The organism is Bosea sp. 29B, from assembly GCF_902506165.1.
Classification (GTDB): Bacteria; Pseudomonadota; Alphaproteobacteria; order Rhizobiales; family Beijerinckiaceae; genus Allobosea.
Genome location: NZ_LR733817.1, coordinates 5847774 through 5867395, shown reverse-complemented (window position 1 = coordinate 5867395; position 19622 = coordinate 5847774). Strand labels below are relative to the sequence as shown.

At 66.1% G+C, this 19622-nt stretch carries 23 protein-coding genes and 1 tRNA gene; 19 read left to right on the top strand and 5 right to left on the bottom strand.

The window, feature by feature from the left end; translation table 11 throughout:
* Positions 1 to 10: 10 nt before the first annotated feature.
* The 3 genes from GV161_RS28480 to GV161_RS28470 all read right to left on the bottom strand — a co-directional run bounded on the left by GV161_RS28480 (position 11) and on the right by GV161_RS28470 (position 2591).
* Positions 11 to 1207: an FAD-dependent monooxygenase gene (locus GV161_RS28480; RefSeq protein WP_152013655.1), complete on the bottom strand. Its 1197-nt coding sequence runs from the start codon at positions 1205 to 1207 to the stop codon at positions 11 to 13.
* Positions 1208 to 1243: 36 nt separating this feature from the next.
* A complete protein-coding gene (locus GV161_RS28475; RefSeq protein ID WP_152013656.1) occupies positions 1244 to 1498 on the bottom strand; it encodes a zinc-finger domain-containing protein in 255 nt (84 codons plus the stop codon).
* Between the two features lie 121 nt (positions 1499 to 1619).
* Complete coding sequence (locus GV161_RS28470; protein ID WP_152013657.1) at positions 1620 to 2591, bottom strand: heparan-alpha-glucosaminide N-acetyltransferase; 972 nt, start codon at positions 2589 to 2591, stop codon at positions 1620 to 1622.
* 258 nt (positions 2592 to 2849) lie between these two features.
* On the opposite strand from GV161_RS28470, the gene GV161_RS28465 reads away from it, so the two are divergent.
* Both GV161_RS28465 and cysE read left to right on the top strand, forming a co-directional pair.
* Positions 2850 to 3617, top strand: a complete 768-nt coding sequence (locus GV161_RS28465; protein WP_152013659.1) for an alpha/beta hydrolase — start codon at positions 2850 to 2852, stop codon at positions 3615 to 3617.
* Positions 3618 to 3790: 173 nt separating this feature from the next.
* Entirely contained in the window at positions 3791 to 4639 is an 849-nt protein-coding gene (gene cysE / locus GV161_RS28460; protein ID WP_152013660.1) for a serine O-acetyltransferase, read from the top strand.
* A 177-nt stretch (positions 4640 to 4816) separates the two neighbouring features.
* On the opposite strand, the gene GV161_RS28455 is transcribed toward cysE, so the two are convergent.
* Positions 4817 to 5128 carry a SelT/SelW/SelH family protein gene (locus GV161_RS28455; protein ID WP_126110461.1) on the bottom strand — a complete coding sequence of 104 codons (312 nt, stop codon included), beginning with the start codon at positions 5126 to 5128 and terminating at the stop codon, positions 4817 to 4819.
* Positions 5129 to 5361: 233 nt separating this feature from the next.
* Between GV161_RS28455 and GV161_RS28450 the strand changes: the two genes are divergently transcribed.
* The 11 genes from GV161_RS28450 to GV161_RS28400 all read left to right on the top strand — a co-directional run bounded on the left by GV161_RS28450 (position 5362) and on the right by GV161_RS28400 (position 14732).
* Entirely contained in the window at positions 5362 to 6180 is an 819-nt protein-coding gene (locus GV161_RS28450) for a hypothetical protein (protein WP_152013661.1), read from the top strand.
* Between the two features lie 195 nt (positions 6181 to 6375).
* The gene (tuf, locus tag GV161_RS28445; RefSeq protein WP_100962336.1) at positions 6376 to 7566 is read left to right on the top strand and encodes an elongation factor Tu; all 1191 of its coding nucleotides are present in this window, start codon (positions 6376 to 6378) and stop codon (positions 7564 to 7566) included.
* A gap of 225 nt (positions 7567 to 7791) precedes the next feature.
* Positions 7792 to 8628, top strand: coding sequence for an isocitrate lyase/PEP mutase family protein (locus GV161_RS28440; protein ID WP_152013662.1), 837 nt, complete (start codon positions 7792 to 7794; stop codon positions 8626 to 8628).
* On the top strand, positions 8621 to 9298 hold the full coding sequence (locus GV161_RS28435; RefSeq protein WP_152013663.1) for a GntR family transcriptional regulator: 678 nt from the start codon (positions 8621 to 8623) through the stop codon (positions 9296 to 9298). Before GV161_RS28440 ends, GV161_RS28435 begins: the two co-directional genes overlap by 8 nt.
* 111 nt (positions 9299 to 9409) lie before the next feature.
* On the top strand, positions 9410 to 10537 hold the full coding sequence (locus GV161_RS28430) for an ABC transporter substrate-binding protein (RefSeq protein WP_152013664.1): 1128 nt from the start codon (positions 9410 to 9412) through the stop codon (positions 10535 to 10537).
* 226 nt (positions 10538 to 10763) lie between these two features.
* Positions 10764 to 10839: transfer RNA gene (locus GV161_RS28425), tRNA-Trp, on the top strand.
* A 19-nt stretch (positions 10840 to 10858) separates the two neighbouring features.
* A complete protein-coding gene (locus tag GV161_RS28420) occupies positions 10859 to 11590 on the top strand; it encodes a class I SAM-dependent methyltransferase (RefSeq protein ID WP_152013665.1) in 732 nt (243 codons plus the stop codon).
* A gap of 156 nt (positions 11591 to 11746) precedes the next feature.
* Positions 11747 to 11938: a preprotein translocase subunit SecE gene (secE, locus tag GV161_RS28415; protein WP_152013666.1), complete on the top strand. Its 192-nt coding sequence runs from the start codon at positions 11747 to 11749 to the stop codon at positions 11936 to 11938.
* 14 nt (positions 11939 to 11952) lie between these two features.
* Positions 11953 to 12486 carry a transcription termination/antitermination protein NusG gene (gene nusG, locus GV161_RS28410; protein ID WP_091843800.1) on the top strand — a complete coding sequence of 178 codons (534 nt, stop codon included), beginning with the start codon at positions 11953 to 11955 and terminating at the stop codon, positions 12484 to 12486.
* 123 nt (positions 12487 to 12609) lie between these two features.
* Positions 12610 to 14205 carry a methyl-accepting chemotaxis protein gene (locus GV161_RS28405; protein ID WP_152013667.1) on the top strand — a complete coding sequence of 532 codons (1596 nt, stop codon included), beginning with the start codon at positions 12610 to 12612 and terminating at the stop codon, positions 14203 to 14205.
* On the top strand, positions 14202 to 14732 hold the full coding sequence (locus GV161_RS28400) for a cytochrome b/b6 domain-containing protein (protein ID WP_152013668.1): 531 nt from the start codon (positions 14202 to 14204) through the stop codon (positions 14730 to 14732). The genes GV161_RS28405 and GV161_RS28400 overlap by 4 nt, the downstream gene beginning before the upstream one ends.
* Positions 14733 to 14742: 10 nt before the next feature.
* Here GV161_RS28400 and GV161_RS28395 read toward each other — a convergent pair whose 3' ends face one another.
* The gene (locus GV161_RS28395) at positions 14743 to 15417 is read right to left on the bottom strand and encodes a hypothetical protein (RefSeq protein ID WP_152013669.1); all 675 of its coding nucleotides are present in this window, start codon (positions 15415 to 15417) and stop codon (positions 14743 to 14745) included.
* A gap of 224 nt (positions 15418 to 15641) precedes the next feature.
* Here GV161_RS28395 and GV161_RS28390 point away from each other — a divergent pair, with 224 nt between their 5' ends.
* The 6 genes from GV161_RS28390 to rplL all read left to right on the top strand — a co-directional run bounded on the left by GV161_RS28390 (position 15642) and on the right by rplL (position 19597).
* Positions 15642 to 16244 carry a DJ-1/PfpI family protein gene (locus tag GV161_RS28390; RefSeq protein ID WP_152013670.1) on the top strand — a complete coding sequence of 201 codons (603 nt, stop codon included), beginning with the start codon at positions 15642 to 15644 and terminating at the stop codon, positions 16242 to 16244.
* 70 nt (positions 16245 to 16314) lie between these two features.
* Positions 16315 to 16731, top strand: a complete 417-nt coding sequence (locus GV161_RS28385) for a ribbon-helix-helix domain-containing protein (RefSeq protein WP_152013671.1) — start codon at positions 16315 to 16317, stop codon at positions 16729 to 16731.
* Between the two features lie 155 nt (positions 16732 to 16886).
* On the top strand, positions 16887 to 17318 hold the full coding sequence (gene rplK / locus GV161_RS28380) for a 50S ribosomal protein L11 (protein WP_057189972.1): 432 nt from the start codon (positions 16887 to 16889) through the stop codon (positions 17316 to 17318).
* A 13-nt stretch (positions 17319 to 17331) separates the two neighbouring features.
* The gene (gene rplA, locus GV161_RS28375; RefSeq protein ID WP_152013672.1) at positions 17332 to 18030 is read left to right on the top strand and encodes a 50S ribosomal protein L1; all 699 of its coding nucleotides are present in this window, start codon (positions 17332 to 17334) and stop codon (positions 18028 to 18030) included.
* 619 nt (positions 18031 to 18649) lie between these two features.
* On the top strand, positions 18650 to 19165 hold the full coding sequence (gene rplJ, locus GV161_RS28370) for a 50S ribosomal protein L10 (protein WP_091843777.1): 516 nt from the start codon (positions 18650 to 18652) through the stop codon (positions 19163 to 19165).
* 51 nt (positions 19166 to 19216) lie between these two features.
* On the top strand, positions 19217 to 19597 hold the full coding sequence (gene rplL, locus GV161_RS28365) for a 50S ribosomal protein L7/L12 (protein WP_152013673.1): 381 nt from the start codon (positions 19217 to 19219) through the stop codon (positions 19595 to 19597).
* Positions 19598 to 19622: the final 25 nt, after the last annotated feature.

Below are 19622 nucleotides of genomic sequence, written 5' to 3'. Positions count from 1 at the left end.
GACGATTTCGTCAGCCCGGCGCGCGCCAGTCGTAGATCCAGGCATGGCGCTGGCGCATGCCGTCGGGGCCCATGCGGCGCATTGCGAAGTCGCGCGCGAAGCTCCACGGGCGGCCGAGATGGTAGGCCTCGCCATTCTTGCGGCTGGCCTGCTGGACCCGCGCCGCGCGCTCGCCGCGCGCCTTGGCATAGGCGGCCAGCGCCGCTGGCACCGACGATGCACCTTCGCTCGCCAGTCTTGTCGCGAGCTCGTGCGCGAGAACGGCGGCGTCCTCGATCGCCAGGGCGGCGCCCTGGGCGAGGAAGGGCAGGATCGGATGGGCGGCGTCACCGAGCAAAGCGATGCGGCCCTTCGCCATCCGGGCGGGCGCACGGTCGTAGAGCGACCAGATCCGCCAGTTCGGGGCGCGCTCGATCAGTTCGCGCAGGCCGGGGCCGGCATTGCCGGCGATCTCGGTCAGTTGCGAGGCCTCGCCCTCGCGCGACCAGCCTGCCTGCGCCTCGCGTGCGGCGCGGATCAGGACGAGGTTGATCTCCTTGCCGCCGGAGACGGGGTAATGCACCGCATGGCGGGCTGAGCCGAGATGCAGCGCCACCGCCGGGCGGCGTAGCGCATCCGGCAAGCCTTCCGCGGGAATCAAGGAACGCCAGGCCTCCCAGCCGGTGAAGCCGGGCTCGGTTGTATCGCCGACGAGGGCGCGGGCGCGCGACCAGAGGCCGTCGGCGCCGATCAGGGCCATGGCTTCGACCGTCTCGGTTCCACCGCTCTCGCTGCCGAGCGTGACCGCGACGCCTGCTTCCGTTTCATGCGCATCGACGAGGCCGCGGCCGATGATCCAGCGGATGTTCGGCAAGGTCCGGGCCGAATCGAGCAGGAGCTGGTGCAGGTCGGCCCGCTTCAGCGAGCGCGACGGCGTCGCGTCCTCGACCGGCGGCGCGAAGGGCATGGCGAGCAGCGGCTTGCCGCCGCCCCAATGGCCGATCGCCAGTGCCTCGGGCCGAATCGCGGCGCGGCGCAGGGCCAGGCCGAGATCGAGCGATTCCAGCACGCGCCCGGCATTGGGCGAGACCTGGATGCCGGCGCCGGCCTCGTCGAAACGGGTGCGCTTCTCGGCGATGGCGACGGGAATGCCGCGGCGGGCGAGGGCGATCGCGGCGGTCAAGCCGCCGATGCCGGCGCCCGCGATGAGGATCGGGAGAGTGGCCATGATGTCATGTCCTGCCGCGCCCCCGGCAGGATGTCCTCACGCCGCCTTGGCGGCGGTGTCGTGGTACTCGCACTCGGCCGGCTTGCAATGGCCATGGCCGATCGACGGCTCGTATTTGAACAGCGTCGAGCAATAGGGGCAGACGATCTCATCGTCCGAACCCATGTCGAGGAAGACGTGCGGATGGTCGAACGGCGGCTTGGCGCCGATGCACATGAACTCGCGCGCGCCGACATGGATCACGGCGACGCCGGGATCATTGTGGAAATGCGGGGTGCCGTGATCGGCCATAGCTCTCGTCCTTGCGATTTGGGCGGCACCATAATCGCTCGTGGCGGGCCGCGCCAGCGTGTGCGCGACAGATCGGCTTCGATGCTGCCGTGACCTGTCGCCGCTGCGCGCGGCGAGGCGATCAGGGTTGGCGGGCGCAGCTCTGGCCGATCCCGCGAGCCTGCTCGGTTTCCGCCGGACTGAGCGCGTCGGCCATTGCCTTGACCCAGAGATTCGCCTGCTTGAGCCCGTCCATCGAGCAGCCGCAGACGCGCTCGCAGATCTCCTTCGGCGTGCCGGTACCGGTGCAGGAACGCTGGCAGGCGGTCAGGAACGGCACGGCTTCGGCGTCCGGCAGCTTCGCGGCCATATGCCCGGTCGCCTGCATGAACAGGAACAGCGCGCCGATGAAGAGCGGCTGGTGGACGAGATAGACGAACAGGCTGTTGCGGCCGCCGAGGACGATGATCTTGGCCGGAGTGGAGGTCGCCCGCCAGTTCGCCCAGCCACTGCCCAGCGCCTTCGGCAGAGCTGTCCGCGCCAGCACCATGCCCGCGAGCACACAGCCGAACCAGGGGAAGACCGGAACGAAATCGGCAGTAAGCGGCCAGGGGCCGAAGCCGAGGAAGGACAGCCAGTCCTGCGTGAAGACGCCACTACCGAGGATGAAGGGCAGGGCGAAGACGATGACCGCCGTGATGGCGATGACCAGTGTCGGCAGGAACAGGAAGGGCAGGGCCAGCACGCTCGCCAGCGCGATGTGGTGGAGGATGCCGAAGAAGATGAAGACGTCCGGCAGTGCGAACCAGGTGGCGGAGGTGACGAGGATCGCAGCGCAGGCGATCAGGGCGACACGGCGCAGATAATTGCCGCGGTCGAAGCCCTTTTGGGTCGCCAGGACCAGGCTGAAGCCGACGATCGCCAGGAAGGAGCCGGCGATCAGCCGGGCAAAGGCGCGCCAGGCGGGGTCGCTGACGACATCGACCCGAATCAGCCGGAAGTAGGAGAGATCATAGGCGAAGTGGTAGACGAACATCGCGAGCAGCGCGATGCCGCGGGCCAGGTCGACCAGTTCGATACGGCCGCCGGCCGAGGATTGGGCTTGCTCGCTCATGGTCTCGTCATAAGCGGCGCGCGGCGTCGCGGAAAGGGGCGGGCACCTTTCATCAACTTGCGCGAGTCATCCCGGACGGAGCGCAGCGAAGATCCGGGATCCATGCCGGAGCTTTTCCGAATGAGGTTCAGGCATGGGTCCCGGGTCTCCGCTTCGCTCCGCCCGGGACGACCAGTGCCCATATGCGAGGACGCTACCCAAATTCCCTGCGTCGTGGCAGACCAATCCTCAGATCAGAGCAGCTTGGCGGCAGGGCCGATGCAGACATTCGATTCCGACGGCGTGTCCATCGCCTATCTCGACTTCGCCCCGACCGGTGAAGGTAGTGGCGATCCGATCGTGCTGATCCATGGCTTCGGCTCGAGCCATGCGGTCAACTGGGTCAACACGCAGTGGACGAAGACGCTGACCCATGCCGGCCGGCGTGTCGTGCTCTACGACAATCGCGGCCATGGCCGCAGCCAGAAGCTCTATGATCCCGAGGCCTATCACTCGAACATCATGGCCGAGGATGCGCGCCGGCTGATGGACCATCTCTCGATCGAGCGCGCCGACATTATGGGCTATTCGATGGGTGCGCGGATTTCCTCGCATCTGACGCTCGCCCACCCCGAGCGCGTGCGCTCGCTCCTGCTCGGTGGGCTCGGCATTCATCTCGTCGAGGGCGTCGGGCTGCCGCTCGGCATCGCCGATGCGATGGAGGCGCCTTCGCTCGCCGATCTGACCGACCCGATGCAGCGCATGTTCCGCGCCTTCGCCGAGAACACCGGCAGCGACCTGCGGGCCCTCGCGGCGTGCATTCGCGGTACGCGCCAGACGCTGAGCAAGGAAGAGGTCGGCCAGATCGCCGTGCCGACCCTGGTCAGCGTCGGCACGAAGGACGACGTCTCCGGCTCCGGTCCGGAGCTGGCGGCGCTGATCCCGGGCGCGCAAAGCTTTGCCATCGAAGGGCGCGACCATAATCTCGCGGTCGGCGATCGCACCCACAAGCAGGCAGTCGTCGAGTTTCTGGCTCGTCGTCCGTAGAATAAAATTCTCCTCAAGTAGAATATTATTCTACGACAATGGCTTGTGACTATTGCCTCGCAAATCGATTCTTGTTCTTCGCGGCTTGATTCAGCTAGAAGGCGGCACCACGTGCTCTGGCGCGAGCTGATCGCACCAGATTGATCTACGAGCGAACCGTAGCGGAGAACGCCATGCCATCCGGGCGCCCGAATATCGAGATCCGCGATCCCGCCACCGGCCTCGACCGCGTCGATCCCGTCTGGTCGCGGCTGCGCAACGAGGCCGAGCAGGCGATCGTGAGCGAGCCGGCGATGGCGAGCTTCATCCTGGCGACGATCTCGAACCAGCCGAGCTTCGAGGCGGCGGTGGGGCATCGCATCGCGGCGCGTCTCGGCCATGGCGCCGTGCCGGCCGAACTGATTGCGCAGGCCTTCGACGAGGCGATCGACGCCGATCCTGAGATCGGGCAGGGCATTCGCGCCGACGTTCTCGCCGTGCTCGACCGCGACCCCGCCTGCTATCGGCTGATCGAGCCGGTGCTCTATTTCAAGGGTTTCCACGCGCTGCAGACGCACCGCCTGGCGAACTGGCTGTGGCGGCAGGATCGGCGCGACTTCGCGCTCTATCTGCAGAGCCGCTCGTCGGAAGTGTTCCAGACCGACATCAACCCGGCCGCGAAGATCGGCAAGGGCATCTTCCTCGACCATGCCACCGGCCTCGTCGTCGGCGAGACCACGGTGATCGAGGACAATGTCTCGATGCTGCAGGACGTGACCTTGGGCGGCACCGGCAAGCAGGGCGGCGACCGCCACCCCAAGATCCGCAAGGGCGTGCTAATCGGCGCCGGCGCCAAGATTCTTGGGAATATCGAAGTGGGACAGTGCGCTCGGGTTGCCGCCGGCTCGGTCGTGCTCGCGGCGGTGCCGCGCAACACCACCGTCGCCGGCGTGCCGGCGAAGGTGGTGGGCGAGGCCGGCTGCGCCGAGCCTTCGCGCTCGATGGACCAGATCCTGGCCGGCGATTGCGGCGGCGGCATCTGAGGCCGCCCCGAAACTCTACTCCAGCGGCCGTCTGACGGCGTTTTCTGCGCTTCCGGTGCTCACGGACCAATGTCCGCTGCGCTCCGGTTCTCGAAAACACCGCCAGCCGACTCGCCGGAGCGAGTTTCGAGAAGGCCTCCGGGTGGCCTTCAGGCCCATGCCAGGTGTGGGCTCTGATCAGCCCTGCACGAGCTTCTTCTTGTGGTCGTCGAGATGGCCAAGATCGCGCTCGGGATCGAGCCGGTCGCGCACGCGCTGCTTGAGCTGCTTCACATCCGGGAAGCCGCCATCGACGGTGCGATCCCAGATCAGATCGCCGTCATAGTGGATCTGGAAGATGCCGCCGGTGCGCGGGATCAGCACGACCTCGCCGAGATCCTGGCCGAAGGTCTGCAACAGCTCCTGCGCCATCCAGGCGGAGCGGAGCAGCCAGTTGCACATGCTGCAATAGGTGATGGCGATGCGCGGGCCGGGCTTGGGTTCGGTCATGGGATGATCCTGAACGAGTAGGAGAGTTCTCTTAAGCCGCGGCCGGTGTCGCACGCCAGCCTCTTCCAGGGCGAGTGCCGTTGCGTCATTGCTCTCGCTCAGGTTGTGTGCGAGCATTGACTCGTGACGTATGGGGTGGGGGCCTCATGGGCAGCGCGTTGCGTGCGTTCCTGCTGGCATTGCTGTGCCTGGCGGGCTTGATTGCGCCTGTGGGGGCGCTGGATCGGGCACGGTTGAACGAGGCCCGTCTGATCAGCGAGGCCGAATTGGCGGAGCTGCTGCAGGCGGCCAGTCGCGGGCGGACCGGCATCAGCAGCGCGCGTGTCGATGGCGGCGACTTCGTCGTCATGGCCGGCGGCACCGAGATGCGCTTCGGGCTGGCGAGACTGTCGGCCCAGCTCAACGCCGAGCCCGATGCAGCCGGAAGGCAGCGGGGCTTCGACAGCCTCTTGCAGAAGCTCGACCGGGTCGCGGCCAATGGCGACCCGAACAAGCCCAGCCCGGCGGAGATCGCCCGCTTCCGCGATGCGCTGCTGCCTGTCCTCAAGAACCGCTCTTATGTCGAGGAGTTCGCGGCGCTCGCCCGCAAGCAGGGCGTGCCCGAGGGCAAGCTGCTGCATCTGCCGCTCGCCGGCGACGTCATCGTCGTGCCGGCGCAGGATCTGCCGCGCATCACCCGTTTCGTTTCGGTGGGCGAGGGGCGGCGCTATGGCCTGAGCGATGCGGACGTGTTCGAGGCGGCGCTCGCCAATCTCGAACGCCGCGCCAGGACGTTTGATATCCTCGTTCGCGGTGCGATCCGCGCCTTCGACTTCAAGCCGTCGGACTACACCGTCTCGCTGCTCCTGCTGCCGAATCCCTGGAAGTACATTCCCCGTCTGCCGAAGACGGTCGTGATCGCCATGCCGGGGCGCAGCGTGCTCGCCTTCGGCGATGGCGACGATCCGAAAGCCGTCGCGGCCTTGCGAGAGATCGCTGCGATGAAGGACGATTATCCGGTCAGTCGTATGCTGTTCCGCCTCGCACCCGGCGGATTGCAGCCGTTTCGCTAAAGAGCAGCGGGACGCCTCATCGCGTGGAGCGCCGGTAGAAGAGAGGGCAGCATAGTACCGGAAACGGTCGATGCCATGCCGCTTGCGGCGGTTGCGTGTCGCCCTGATGCCCTCCAGCTTGCATCGCGCCCCAAAACGCCCTAATGCGACCGCGTTTTCCGGCCCTGCGCGGGCGTCGTCAGGAACTAAGGTGTCATGGCCAAAGAGAAGTTTGCTCGGACGAAGCCGCACTGCAACATCGGCACGATTGGTCACGTTGACCATGGCAAGACGTCGTTGACGGCGGCGATCACGAAGGTTCTGGCTGAGTCCGGCGGCGCGTCGTTCACGGCGTATGACCAGATCGACAAGGCGCCGGAAGAGAAGGCGCGCGGCATCACGATCTCGACGGCTCACGTCGAGTACGAGACGCCTGCCCGCCACTATGCCCACGTCGACTGCCCCGGGCACGCCGACTATGTGAAGAACATGATCACCGGCGCGGCGCAGATGGACGGCGCGATCCTGGTGGTGTCGGCTGCCGACGGCCCGATGCCGCAGACCCGCGAGCACATCCTGCTGGCGCGCCAGGTCGGCGTTCCCGCGCTGGTGGTGTTCATGAACAAGGTCGATCTGGTCGACGACGCCGAGCTGCTCGAGCTGGTCGAGATGGAGATCCGCGAACTTCTGTCGAAGTACGACTTCCCGGGCGACGACATCCCGATCACCAAGGGCTCGGCCAAGGCCGCGCTGGACGGCGTCACCCCGGAGATCGGGCATGATGCGGTGATCGCGCTGATGAAGACGGTCGACGACTACATCCCGCAGCCTGAGCGCCCGATCGACCAGCCCTTCCTGATGCCGGTCGAGGACGTGTTCTCGATCTCGGGCCGCGGCACGGTGGTGACCGGCCGCGTCGAGCGCGGCATCGTCAAGGTCGGCGAGGAAATCGAGATCGTCGGCCTGAAGGACACGGTGAAGACGACCGTGACCGGCGTCGAGATGTTCCGCAAGCTGCTGGACCAGGGCCAGGCGGGCGACAACATCGGCGCGCTGCTGCGCGGCACCAAGCGCGAGGACGTCGAGCGCGGCCAGATCCTGTGCAAGCCGGGTTCGGTCAAGCCGCACACCAAGTTCAAGGCCGAGGCCTACATCCTGACCAAGGAGGAGGGCGGCCGCCACACCCCGTTCTTCACCAACTACCGCCCGCAGTTCTACTTCCGCACGACGGACGTGACCGGCGTGGTGCACCTGCCCGAGGGCACCGAGATGGTGATGCCTGGTGACAACATCACCATGGAAGTCCACCTGATCGTGCCGATCGCGATGGAAGAGAAGCTGCGCTTCGCCATCCGCGAAGGCGGACGCACGGTTGGAGCAGGAGTTGTTGCTTCGATCATCGCTTGATCGAAGCAACAACGACGTTCGCGGAAACCGCAAACTTTGCGGCGCCGGCGTCGTCGCTTCGATCATCGCCTGATCGACGCGCATAGCGATTTGGGAAAGGGCGGCGGCAACGCCGCCCTTTTTGATTCCAGCATTCCTCGGTCCGTGGGCGCAGAGGGGTAGGGCTGGCGTCACGGAGCGTCCCGTGTCAGCTTCCTGTATCTTGCATACGGACTGGAGATCGCGATGAGTCCCCGCCATTCGCTTGCCGACAGGCTGCGCCAGCCCGGCCTCGTCGTCGCGCCGGGCTGCCATGACGCCATCGGCGCCAGGGCGATCGAGCAGGCCGGGTTCGAGGCGGTCTACATGACCGGCAACGGCCTCTCCGCCAGCCTGATCGGCGCGCCCGATATCGGCCTCCTGACCATGACCGAGATGGTGGCGCGTGGCCGAGCGCTCGCTGCAGCGATCAGGGTCCCGCTGATCGCCGATGCCGATACCGGCTATGGCAACCTCAACAACGTTGCCCGCACCGTCGCCGAATACGAGGCCGCAGGCGTCGCCGCGATCCATCTCGAGGACCAGGTCACGCCCAAGCGCTGCGGCGCGATGAAGGGGCTGGCGCTGGTGACGCCCGAGGAGCACGCCGAGAAGATCCGCATCGCTGTCGCGACCCGGCGCGATCCGGATTTCCTGATCATCGGCCGTTCGGATGCCAGGCTGCCGCTCGGCCTCGACGAGGCGATCGCGCGCGGCAAGGCCTATGCGAAGGCCGGCGCCGATCTCGTGCTGCTGGAGATGCTGCAGTCGGAGGAGGAGATGAAGCGGGCGCTGGGCGAGATCGAGGCGCCGCTGATGTTCAACTATGTCGAGGGCAGGGTGCCGCCATTGACGACGGCGGATTTCGAGCGGCTGGGCTTCAAAGTGCTGAGCTATCCGGTGGCCTCGACCCTGGCCTACGCCCATATGATGGCGGCCTTTGCGCGCGAGCTGAAGCGCACGGGCACGACGCGCGGGCTGGAGCCCGCCATGCTCGACCTGCCGAGCTACGAGGCTTTCCTGGGTCGTGACAACTATGCCTGATCTCAAGGTCGAGCAGCCGAAATCACTGGTCGCCATCGTCGAGGAGCGTCTGCGCGATGCGATCGTCGACGCCGAGATGCGCCTTGGCGAGACTTTGTCCGAGGAGGCGCTGAGCGAGGCCCTGGGCGTCAGCCGCACGCCGGTGCGCGAGGCGCTGGCGCGGTTGCAATTGCAGGGGCTGGTGACGATCGTGCCGAAGAAGGGCACCTTCGTCTTCGCGCCGACCGAGGAGGACGTCTCCGAGCTCTGCGTCTTCCGCTACATGCTGGAGACGCAGGCCCTGCGCGAATGCATGAGCAAGGCGCGGGCGGCGGCGCTGGCCGCGATGAAGGATGGGCTCGCGGCCATGGAGGCGGCGCAGGCGAACGGCAGCCGCCGCGACTATGCCCGGGCCGACACTGTCTTCCACGAGGTCTTCTTCCAGCATTGCGGCAACCGCTATCTCGGCAACGCCTATCGCGGGGTCTCCGGCCGCGTTGCGGCGCTGCGCACGCATCTCTCGGTCCCGCTGGAAGGCGAGCAGGAGCGCTCCATGGCCGAGCATCACCTGATGGTCGAGGCCTTTGCGGCCGGGCGCCTGGCCGACCTCGATTCGATCCTGCATCGGCACATCATGCGGGCCTGGGACGCCTATGCCGACGTGCTGCGCAGCGGCGAGGCGCCGGGCTGAACGGTCAGCAGCACTTGGCGCGGCTTACCAAATCATCTTGCATACAGTGTCCTAGAGCCTATGCTTTCGGCTGAGAGCCTGTAACGGCCGTCGAAGCTCGGGAGGAGCCCCATGAACATCGCCCTGAAAGCTGTTGCCCTGGCGCTCGCACTGGCGGCGACGCCAGCCCTGGCGCAGGACAAGGTGAAGCTGATCACCATCGCCGAATTGTCCGGGCCGGGCGCGACCGCCGGCACCAACTGGAAGAGCGGCATCGAGCTCGCTGTCGAGGAGATCAATGCCAAGGGCGGCATTCTCGGGCGCAAGATCGATCTCGTCGCCTATGACACGCAGACCAACCCGGCCAATGCGCGGGCCGCCGTGCAGCGCGCGATCGACGAGGGCACGCATGCGGTGCTCGGGCCGGTCTATACCGGCTCGATCATGGCCTCGATGCAGATCGCACAGCGCGCCGAGATCGCGCAGTTGGCGGCCGGCGACGGCACGGCCTACACCGCCCAGGGCAATCCCTTCATCTTCCGGACCTCGCTCAGCCAGTCGGCGGCGATGCCGAAGATCGCCGCCTATCTGAAGGATCAGGTCAAGGCCAAGTCGGTCGCGGTGGTCTGGGTCAACAACGACTTCGGCAAGGGCGGGCACGAGGCCATCCTGAAGGAGCTGAAGAGCCGCGCCATCGAGGTGCCGGTCGATCTCTCGACCGAGCAGGGCCAGGCCGATTTCGCCGGCGAGGCGATCAAGGTCAAGAACGCGCAGGTCGACGCCGTCTTCGTCTATCTCAACGAGGAGGAGAGCGCCCGGCTGCTGGTGGCGATGCGCGACCAGAATGTCGGCAAGCCGGTGATCGGCGAGACCACGATCCTGAGCCAGAAGGTGATCGAGCTCGCGGGCAAGGCAGCCGATGGCGTGCGCGGCCATGTCGGCCAGACCGTCGATGCGCCGATCCCCGCTCTGCAGGATTTCGGCAAGCGCTTCGAGGCGCGCTTCAAGTTCGTGCCCGACCATAACGGCATCAAGGGCTACATGGCCGTCCATGCGGTGAAATGGGCGACGGAGAAGCTAGGCAAGTTCGAGCCGACCAAGGTCGCAGCGACCTTGCACGGCGCGACGATCAGGCCGGAGGAGGAGCCCGGCATCCTGATGGAGACGACCTTCGACGCGAAGGGCGACGTCCAGCGCGAGAGCTTCCTGGCCGAGGTGGTCGACGGCAAGCAGAAGATCATCGGCCGCCTGCCTAAGTAAGCGACCAACCGGGGTCATTGTTCGGAAAGGCGGCGGGTAGCGCCGCCTTTTATCGCTGTGCGGCCACTTCCAGAAACAACTCCTCCGTGATCGGCCTTCGGCGAAATATGCTGAATCCGCGGGGCTTTGCCGTGGTCGGCTGAGGATATGAGTCAACTTCGAACGAGCCGATTGCGATTTCGACTTGAAAATGCCGTGAGGTTCGGGCAAAGCACAGCCGGACTACAGGGGTGTAGCTCAGTTGGTAGAGTACCGGTCTCCAAAACCGGTTGTCGTAGGTTCGAGCCCTACCGCCCCTGCCAGCCGCTCGTCAGATTCGAGATGACCCAGAACATCTACGACGACGCCGGCTTCTTCCAGAACTACAGCCAGTTGCCGCGCTCGCAGCGCGGGCTCGACGGCGCGCCGGAATGGCCCGCGCTGCGCGCTTTGCTGCCGCCGCTCGCTGGACGCAATGTGCTCGATCTCGGCTGCGGATTCGGCTGGTTCTGCCGCTTCGCGGCGAGCGAGGGCGCGGCGGAGATCGTCGGCGTCGACGTCTCCGAGCGCATGCTGGCGCGGGCGAGGGCGGAGACTTCAGCGGCAAGTGTCCGCTATGAGCAGGCCGATCTCGAGGCTTACGAGCCGCCGGCCGAGCGTTTCGACCTGATCTATTCCTCGCTCGCGTTCCATTATCTCGTTGATCTGCCGGCGGTGTTCGGCCGCGTCGCGCGGGCACTGAAGCCGGGAGGGCGCTTCGTCTTCTCGGTCGAGCATCCGATCATGACGGCGCCGCGTCACCAGCTCTGGAGCGAGGACGCTTCGGGCCTGCCGGTCTGGCCGGTCGGGGTCTATCTCGACGAGGGCAAGCGCGTCACCGACTGGCTTGCCGATGGCGTCGTCAAGCAGCACCGCATGCTCGGTACCTATCTCAACCTGCTGGTCGGGCTCGGCCTTCGCTTGGGGCATGTCGAGGAGTGGGGGCCGACGCGAGAGCAGATCGCCGCCGAGCCCGACTGGGCCAGGGAGCGCGAGCGGCCGGCCTTCCTGCTGATCGCTGCCGAGCGGGCTTGACCAGAGCGGTTTTAAAACCGCTTGGCGAGCGAGCTTTCGCGTTGTAAGAAGCCCCTAACGACGGCGCGCGGCTCCCTGAGCCCCGCGCCGCGAATCTTTCAGGACCGCCGAATCACCGCCCGAAAGTGGCGATCCGGAACCGAGGTGACGAGCCCGATGGCGAAGACGAATCCTTTCCAGTTCCTGCAGGAGGTGCGCAACGAGGCCTCCAAGGTGACCTGGCCCTCGCGCCGCGAGACGCTGATCACCACCGGCCTGGTGTTGCTGATGGTGCTCATGTCGAGCCTGTTCTTCCTCTTCACCGACACGGTCATCCGTTGGGGTCTCGGCCTCATCCTCGCGCGCTGAACGGAAGCAAGAACGTGAGCACACGCTGGTACATCGTCCACGCCTACTCCAACTTCGAGAACAAGGTCGCGCAGTCGATCAAGGATCAGGCCGCGCAGCGCAACCTCTCCGACAAGTTCGATGAAGTGCTGGTCCCGACCGAGAAGGTCGTCGAGGTCCGCCGCGGCCGCAAGGTCGACACCGAGCGCAAGTTCTTCCCCGGCTATGTCCTGGTGAAGTGCGAGATGACCGACGAGGTCTACCACCTCATCAAGAACACGCCCAAGGTCACCGGCTTCCTCGGCGCCGACAAGGCCAAGCCGATGCCGATCCCCGAGCATGAGGCGATGCGGATCAAGGGCCAGGTCGCCGAGGGCATCGAGCGGCCGAAGCCGACCGTGGTGTTCGAGGTCGGCGAGCAGGTGAAGGTCGCCGATGGCCCGTTCGCCTCGTTCAACGGCGTCGTCGAGGACGTCGACCATGCTCGCGCCCGCCTCAAGGTCGCGGTCTCGATCTTCGGCCGCGCCACGCCGGTCGAGCTGGAATACAGCCAGGTCGAGAAGCTCTGAGGCTCGTCGCTGGTCGAGATTACCGAGGGCGCCGGAGACGGCGCCCTTTTTGCGTGCTTTTGTAGTTAACGCCTCCTTCAGGCGTGTATGAGATTGTCCGCGCCGGCTTTCGGGCGGGCAGGCATGTTTCCCAGGACATTCAAGGCGACGGTCGGACAGCGCCTGGCGCTGTGGGGTGTGCTGCTCGGCGCGCTGTCATGCCTCTATGTCGCGACCGAGCTGATCGGTTCGCGCAAGCTCGAAGCCTTCACCCGCAGCCTGGAAGCCCAGAGCGACCTTGCCAGCCGCCTCGAAGCGACGACCATGCTGTTCGAGCGGATCAGCATCGCAACCTTCTCAGGCGCCCGGGCAGAGCCCTCCGATCTCGACGTGCTCGCGATCGCGGCCGAGGACATCGCCACCCGGCTCGACGGCAAGCTGCAGGCCGATACGCAGGTGATCGTGGCGCGCGCCATGGCGATGCGCGAGGCTGCCGATATTCCGACGGCGCGGGCCGAGCTCAGGGTGATCGCCGACAAGCGCTCGGCCTTGCGGCGCGGGCTCGGCGAGGAGATCGGCCGGCTGAGTGCCGACCTGTCGCAGCATGTCGAGAGCGCCCACCAGAACAAGGTGCTGCTCTCGTTGCTCGGGCTGTTCAGCCTCGTCTTCATCGTCAGGCTGGAGCACCGCTGGCTGGTCCGTCCGATCACCGAGATGGCGCGGGCCCTGGCGGAGAACCGCAAGGAGCGCGGGCTCGAGATGCTCGCGATGCGCAGCGACGAGATCGGCATGCTCGGCAGCGCCTTGCTGGCACATCAGCGCGGGCTGCAGGCCGAGCAGGAGGCTGTCGAGGCGCGAATGAGCGCATTGTCGGGCGAGGTGGCGCGCCAGGAAGCGGCCCAGGCACGCAACGGCGCCTTCCAGGAGCGGATCGCGGCGATCGCGCAGGCGCTGGAGCAGCATGCGGCCCGGCTGTCGCAAGCCGCCGGCGAATTCGCGCAGCTTTCGGGCATCGTCGATGAGCGGGCCGGGGCGGCGACGCGATCGACGCAGCGCGTCTCCGGTCATGTCGATCACGTCGCTGGAGCGATCACCGAGGTGTCGTCGCTGCTCGCCACGGCGGCGAGCGAGGCACAGCGCACCTCCGAAGTCGCGGACGCGGCGAAAGCGCTGGTCGAGGAGGCGACCGCCGACACGGTCATCCTGAGCGCGGCCGTCGGCAAGATCGTCGACGTCATCGACATCATCGGCACTGTCGCCAGCCAGACCAATCTGCTCGCGCTCAACGCCACGATCGAGGCGGCGCGTGCCGGCGAGGCGGGCAGAGGCTTTGCCGTCGTCGCCGGCGAGGTCAAGCAGCTCGCGCACCGGACCGCCGAGGCGACCGACGATGTCCGCAAGGGGCTGGACCAGATCACCATCGCGGCCCAGCGCATCACCCTGCGCGTCGGCGCGCTGGTGACTTCGGTCGAGAAGGTCGACAAGGCGGCGCTGTCGATCGCCGAATTGACCGCGCGCCAGGATGTCGGCTCGCGCTCGATCAGCGAGACGACGACGCGGACGGCGGGCGATGTCAGGCTCGTGGCCGAGCAGGTCGAACAGCTCGCCGGCACGCTGGCGAGCTGGCGCCAGACCGCCGGCTCGGTCACCGCAGCCTCGGCCGACCTCGACCGGCAGGCCGCGGAGCTTCGGCAGGCTGTCGACGGCTTCATCAGGCGCAGGGAGCTGGCGAGCGCATGAGCATTGCGTTTCCGAAGTCCGGGGCGGAGACGGCCGCCGAGCTGCCGCTGCCGCTCGCTGCAAAGGTGCTGCACTGGCTGACGGCGGTGCTGGTGCTGGGCCTGTTCGCCACCGGTGTGACGATGAAGCAGCTCGGCCAGGGGCCGGCCGCCGATCTCATGCATCTTGGCCACAAGACCACCGGCGTCCTGCTGCTTTGCCTCGTTCTGGTGCGCATCGGCTACCGCCTGTTCGCGCAGGTGACGGCGCGCTGGCAGAAGGGCGCGGCGAGCCGGCCTGTGCATGCGCTGCTTTATCTCGGCTTGCTGGTGGTGCCGCTGCTGGGCTGGGCCGGTGCCTCCGGCTTCGGATCGCGGCAGCTGCTCTTTGGTTTCTCGCTGCCGGAGATCTGGTCGCCGGAGGCGGGCCATGCCGACCTGCTGCTGCTCAGCCATGCCTGGCTCGCCTTCGGTCTGATCGCGCTCGTCGTCGTCCATATCGGCCTGGCGCTCGGCGACTATCTGGTGCGCGATTCCAGGGCCGATTGAGCTGCGCCGCTCACTTCGCGAGCATGTAATCCGCAAGGCTGTAGCAGTGGCTCGCCTGATAGGCGTTCCGACCGCGGTTCATGTGCGTCAGATTGAACGTCCTGATGGCGCCAAGGGCGCGGGGAGCTGCGAGGAAACGGCGGATCGATGCGGAGCTCCGCACATTGATGCCGAACATGTCTGCGCCACGAGGGAGGAAATAGCTGACATCTTCCGGCGTCGTGACGCAGCGCTCGAGAAAAGCTTCGTCCACATGGCCCTGCTCGAGCGAACGATCCGTCGTGACATCCGAAAGATGCACCAGGAACCTCGCCCGGATGTCGTCGCCGTCCGCATAGAGCGTGAAAAGCTCCATCCAGCTGGCATTGACGCGTATGAGGGGCTTGTCGGAGGTCGACGGCAAGCAGGACACGGACCAGTAGTGGCGCTCGCTCCTGCGCGGGATGGGAACGCAATTTGAACCGTAGAGCCCGAGGATCTCCAGGACCTCTTGCGCCTGTGGGCGACGAAGCAGCTTCTGGAACCGCGGGACGTATTTGAAACGCAACTCGAGGGACTCAGACCGCTTGTCGGCGTCGTGCAACTCCGCCTTGCCTTCGATCCAATCGCGTTGCTGCTCGGGATCCAGAAACTGGCGCAAGCCGGTAGTGGGGCGGCGAGCCGTCGTGCTCATGTCAGGGGCCATGACAATCCATCTGCGCTAGGCATTGTGGTGAGCAGATCATGGGCCGGTCTCCAGTCAGTGCATGACCGGAACCCGTTCGTCACTGAACGGCGACCCAAGGCGGCAGCTTGCCGCGGATGCGAGGATGCCTGGGCCGATTGAAGCTGCGTTAACCGGATAACACCCGCGCCATCTGCGCCGCGCTTATCCTGCAGGTCCATAATCGGATGCCAGGGAGGACAATGATGAGCGGCAAGCGCATTTTGATGATCGTCGGCGATTTCGGCGAGGACTACGAAATCATGGTGCCGTTTCAGGCCCTGCTCGCCGTCGGCCACAAGGTCGATGCCGTCTGCCCGGGCAAGGCGAAGGGCGAGAGCGTTGCCACCTCGATCCATGATTTCGAGGGGCAGCAGACCTATTCGGAGAAGCGCGGCCACAATTTCACGCTCAATGCTAGCTTCGCCGATGTCGATGCGACGAGCTATGACGCGCTGGTGCTGCCAGGCGGCCGGGCGCCGGAATATCTGCGCCTGAACAAGCAGGTGATCGCGATCACCAGGCACTTCTTCGAGGCTAACAAGCCGGTCGCCGCGATCTGCCATGGGGCGCAGATCCTGGCGGCCGCCGATGTGCTCAAAGGGCGCAGCTGCTCGGCCTATCCGGCCTGCAGTCCCGAGGTCGAGCTCGCCGGTGGCCGCTATGCCGACATCGCGATCGATGCGGCGGCGACCGACGGCAATCTGGTGACGGCGCCGGCTTGGCCAGCGCACCCGGCCTGGATCGCGCAATTCCTTGTGGTGCTCGGCACGCAGATCAGCCATGGCGGGCTGCGCCAGGCTGCTTGAGGCGATATGGTCGCTTTGACTGGCCGCTGCGCTATGATGCGCGGCGGCGGCTGCGTGCGGGGAGGGCGCCATGTGCAAGCTCTTCATCAATGCCGATGCTGATCTCTGGCGCACGCGCCTGAAATCGGTGCGGCTCAACGGGTTCTCGACCAGCGTTCGGCTTGAGAACCTGTATTGGCGGGTGCTCGAGGAGATCGGCGGGCGCGATGGCATGAGCCTCGGTCAGCTCCTCGCCAGGCTGCATGGCGAGCTGATCGAGACCCATGGCGATGGCGAGAACTTCGCCTCCTTCCTGCGTGTCTGCTGCGGGCGCTACCTGATGCTGCAACTCGTCGGCGAGGTGCCACGCGAACTCGACCGGCCGATCCGCGAGCTCGACGCGGACGGCATCCTGGCTCGCGAGGCGCAGAGGCTCGCGCCTGCGACACGGCGCCCGCTTCGCGCAGGTCCATCAGGGGCTTCCCTTTCGGAGCGGCCTGTGCCATAGGGCGGCCCTCACATGCGTGGGAGGCGCGCCGGTCAGCCAGCCGGAGCTTCGCGCCGCACCACGCCCTGCAACACCCCGATCCGGAGCGATAGCAGCTCGCGGGCGGGGCGTCGTCGTTTCGGTCGGCACCGGGGCGGACGACAGGAGCAGCCATCATGGCAAAGAAGATCACGGGCTACGTGAAGCTTCAGGTTCCGGCGGGCGCGGCCAATCCGTCGCCGCCGATCGGTCCCGCGCTCGGTCAGCGCGGCCTCAACATTATGGAATTCTGCAAGGCCTTCAATGCGAAGACCGCGCAGATGGAAAAGGGCATGCCGATCCCGGTGATCATCACCGCGTATCAGGATCGCTCCTTCACCTTCGAGATGAAGCAGCCGCCGGTCTCGTACTGGCTGAAGAAGGCTGCTGGCCTGACCTCGGGTTCGAAGACCCCGGGCAAGGGCGGCAATGTCGGCAAGGTCACGTCGGCTCAGCTCAAGGAGATCGCCGAGAAGAAGATGGCGGATCTCAACTGCGACAACGTCGATTCGGCGGTGGCGATGATCCGTGGCTCGGCCCGTTCCATGGGCCTGGAAGTCGTGGGCTGAGGGGGAACTGACAATGGCACATGTCGGAAAGCGCGTCGTCAAAGGCCGTGAAGGCGTTGACCGCATCAAGCTCTACCCGCTCGCCGAGGCCGTCGCGATGGTCAAGGCCCGCGCGAACGCCAAGTTCGACGAGACCGTCGAGATCGCGATGAATCTCGGTGTCGATCCGCGTCACGCCGACCAGATGGTCCGCGGCGTCTGCAACCTGCCGAACGGCTCGGGCCGTACGCTGCGCGTCGCCGTCTTCGCTCGCGGCGCCAAGGCCGAAGAGGCCAAGAAGGCCGGAGCCGACATCGTCGGCGCCGAGGAGCTGGTCGAGATCGTGTCGAAGGGCACGATCGAGTTCGACCGCTGCATCGCGACCCCGGACATGATGGGCCTCGTCGGCCGCCTCGGTAAGGTGCTGGGCCCGCGCGGCCTGATGCCGAACCCGCGCGTCGGCACGGTCACCATGGACCTGACCGCCGCCGTCGCCGCCTCGAAGGGCGGCTCGGTCGAGTTCCGCGTCGAGAAGGCGGGCATCGTCCACGCCGCCGTCGGCAAGGCCTCGTTCGATGCCGCCAAGCTCGGCGAGAACATCAAGGCCTTCGTCGATTCGGTCTCGAAGGCGAAGCCGGCCGGTGCCAAGGGCACCTATATCCAGCGCGTCGCGATCTCCTCGACCATGGGTCCGGGCGTCAAGATCGAGCCGAATACGGTCCTCGGCGGCTGATAGAGCAGGATGCGAAAAAGTGGGAACCGGTTTTTCGCATCAATCCTGCTCTAAACTCTTGGAATCGATCACGTTTATGATTTTGGACCGGCTCGGTCCAAAATCATCGTGATCTTGAGCGCAGCAGCCGCTTCACCGCGGCTGCAGCCCCACCTTGCGCTTCGCCGCAGGGATTACCACTTGGCAGAAGCCGGGGGAGGGTCTATAGCCTCCTGCGTGTTTCCATAAGTGACGGGGCTTCCGCGTGCTTGGCACGAGGAGGTCCATTTCGCGTTTTTCGGTGGTTCGCCACCGAAAGAATGGGTGTTTGGTCTGAGGGGAGTGATCTCCGAGGGCCGGGCATCCAGTCCTGTCTGAGACTGCAGGTGCGCCTTTGGCTCCGGCCAGGGGGCATAATTTCGCCAAGAGGCCTGCATAGACGGTGCAAGAGCTTTTCCGGCGCCGAAAGGTGCCGAACGAGGTTCGAACCATCTCGCCCGATCACGGCTTCGGCCATGGCTGGGGACAGGGCACTGAGCGTCGCTCCGGTGAGGGGTCGGTGTCAACCGGTCACTTTTCCAGAGCGGCACGTGCAACTGGCGGCGGGTCTCAAAGCCTGTCGCCTACCGGAGAGAGCCCAGTGGATAAAGCGGCAAAATCTGATGCCGTCGCGACGCTGAACGATGTCTTCTCGAAGACGTCGGTCGTTGTCGTGGCCCACTATGCGGGCTTGACGGTGGCCCAGTTCCAGAAGCTTCGTCGCGAGATGAAGGCCAATGGCGCCACCGTGAAGGTCGCAAAGAACCGGCTGGCCAAGATCGCTCTTGAAGGCACCGACGTCGCGTCCATCAGCCCCTTGCTGACGGGTCCCACCCTGATCGCCTATTCCAGCGATCCGGTCGCGGCGCCGAAGGTCGCCGTCGCATTCGCCAAGGAGAACGACAAGCTCGTCATCCTCGGCGGCGCGATGGGCACGACCGCCCTGAACCCCGATGGTGTCAAGGCTCTGGCCACGATGCCCTCGCTCGACGAACTGCGCGCCAAGTTGCTCGGCCTCCTGCAGGCCCCTGCGACCAAGATCGCCCAGCTCTCGACCGCGCCTGCCGCAAAGCTCGCGCGCGTGTTCCAGGCATATGCCGACAAGGACGCTGCCTGAGCAGCCGACAACCCTTAATCGTTCGAACCTCTTACATCAGGAACTTAAACCATGGCCGATCTCGCCAAGCTCGTCGACGATCTCTCGTCGCTCACCGTTCTCGAGGCTGCTGACCTCGCCAAGATGCTCGAAGAGAAGTGGGGCGTCTCCGCCGCCGCCGCCGTCGCCGTTGCGGCTGGCCCGGCTGCTGGTGGTGGCGCTGCCGCCGCTGTCGAAGAGCAGACCGAGTTCACCGTCGTTCTTGCCGCCGCTGGCGACAAGAAGATCGAGGTGATCAAGGAAGTCCGCGCCATCACCGGCCTCGGCCTCAAGGAAGCCAAGGACCTGGTCGAGGCCGCTCCGAAGCCGGTCAAGGAAGCCGTTGGCAAGGACGAGGCCGAGAAGCTCAAGAAGCAGCTCGAGGCCGTCGGCGCCAAGGTCGAGCTCAAGTGAGCTCGGGCCGGCTGATGCCGGTCCG

Bases quoted from the DNA above. Each gene is read 5' to 3' on its own strand.
- GV161_RS28480 (WP_152013655.1), bottom strand. From the start codon at position 1,207: ATGGCCACTCTCCCGATCCTCATCGCGGGCGCCGGCATCGGCGGCTTG.
- GV161_RS28475 (WP_152013656.1), bottom strand. From the start codon at position 1,498: ATGGCCGATCACGGCACCCCGCATTTCCACAATGATCCCGGCGTCGCC.
- GV161_RS28470 (WP_152013657.1), bottom strand. From the start codon at position 2,591: ATGAGCGAGCAAGCCCAATCCTCGGCCGGCGGCCGTATCGAACTGGTC.
- GV161_RS28465 (WP_152013659.1), top strand. From the start codon at position 2,850: ATGCAGACATTCGATTCCGACGGCGTGTCCATCGCCTATCTCGACTTC.
- cysE (WP_152013660.1), top strand. From the start codon at position 3,791: ATGCCATCCGGGCGCCCGAATATCGAGATCCGCGATCCCGCCACCGGC.
- GV161_RS28455 (WP_126110461.1), bottom strand. From the start codon at position 5,128: ATGACCGAACCCAAGCCCGGCCCGCGCATCGCCATCACCTATTGCAGC.
- tuf (WP_100962336.1), top strand. From the start codon at position 6,376: ATGGCCAAAGAGAAGTTTGCTCGGACGAAGCCGCACTGCAACATCGGC.
- GV161_RS28440 (WP_152013662.1), top strand. From the start codon at position 7,792: ATGAGTCCCCGCCATTCGCTTGCCGACAGGCTGCGCCAGCCCGGCCTC.
- GV161_RS28435 (WP_152013663.1), top strand. From the start codon at position 8,621: ATGCCTGATCTCAAGGTCGAGCAGCCGAAATCACTGGTCGCCATCGTC.
- GV161_RS28430 (WP_152013664.1), top strand. From the start codon at position 9,410: ATGAACATCGCCCTGAAAGCTGTTGCCCTGGCGCTCGCACTGGCGGCG.
- GV161_RS28420 (WP_152013665.1), top strand. From the start codon at position 10,859: ATGACCCAGAACATCTACGACGACGCCGGCTTCTTCCAGAACTACAGC.
- secE (WP_152013666.1), top strand. From the start codon at position 11,747: ATGGCGAAGACGAATCCTTTCCAGTTCCTGCAGGAGGTGCGCAACGAG.
- GV161_RS28405 (WP_152013667.1), top strand. From the start codon at position 12,610: ATGTTTCCCAGGACATTCAAGGCGACGGTCGGACAGCGCCTGGCGCTG.
- GV161_RS28400 (WP_152013668.1), top strand. From the start codon at position 14,202: ATGAGCATTGCGTTTCCGAAGTCCGGGGCGGAGACGGCCGCCGAGCTG.
- GV161_RS28395 (WP_152013669.1), bottom strand. From the start codon at position 15,417: ATGGCCCCTGACATGAGCACGACGGCTCGCCGCCCCACTACCGGCTTG.
- GV161_RS28390 (WP_152013670.1), top strand. From the start codon at position 15,642: ATGAGCGGCAAGCGCATTTTGATGATCGTCGGCGATTTCGGCGAGGAC.
- GV161_RS28385 (WP_152013671.1), top strand. From the start codon at position 16,315: ATGTGCAAGCTCTTCATCAATGCCGATGCTGATCTCTGGCGCACGCGC.
- rplK (WP_057189972.1), top strand. From the start codon at position 16,887: ATGGCAAAGAAGATCACGGGCTACGTGAAGCTTCAGGTTCCGGCGGGC.
- rplA (WP_152013672.1), top strand. From the start codon at position 17,332: ATGGCACATGTCGGAAAGCGCGTCGTCAAAGGCCGTGAAGGCGTTGAC.
- rplL (WP_152013673.1), top strand. From the start codon at position 19,217: ATGGCCGATCTCGCCAAGCTCGTCGACGATCTCTCGTCGCTCACCGTT.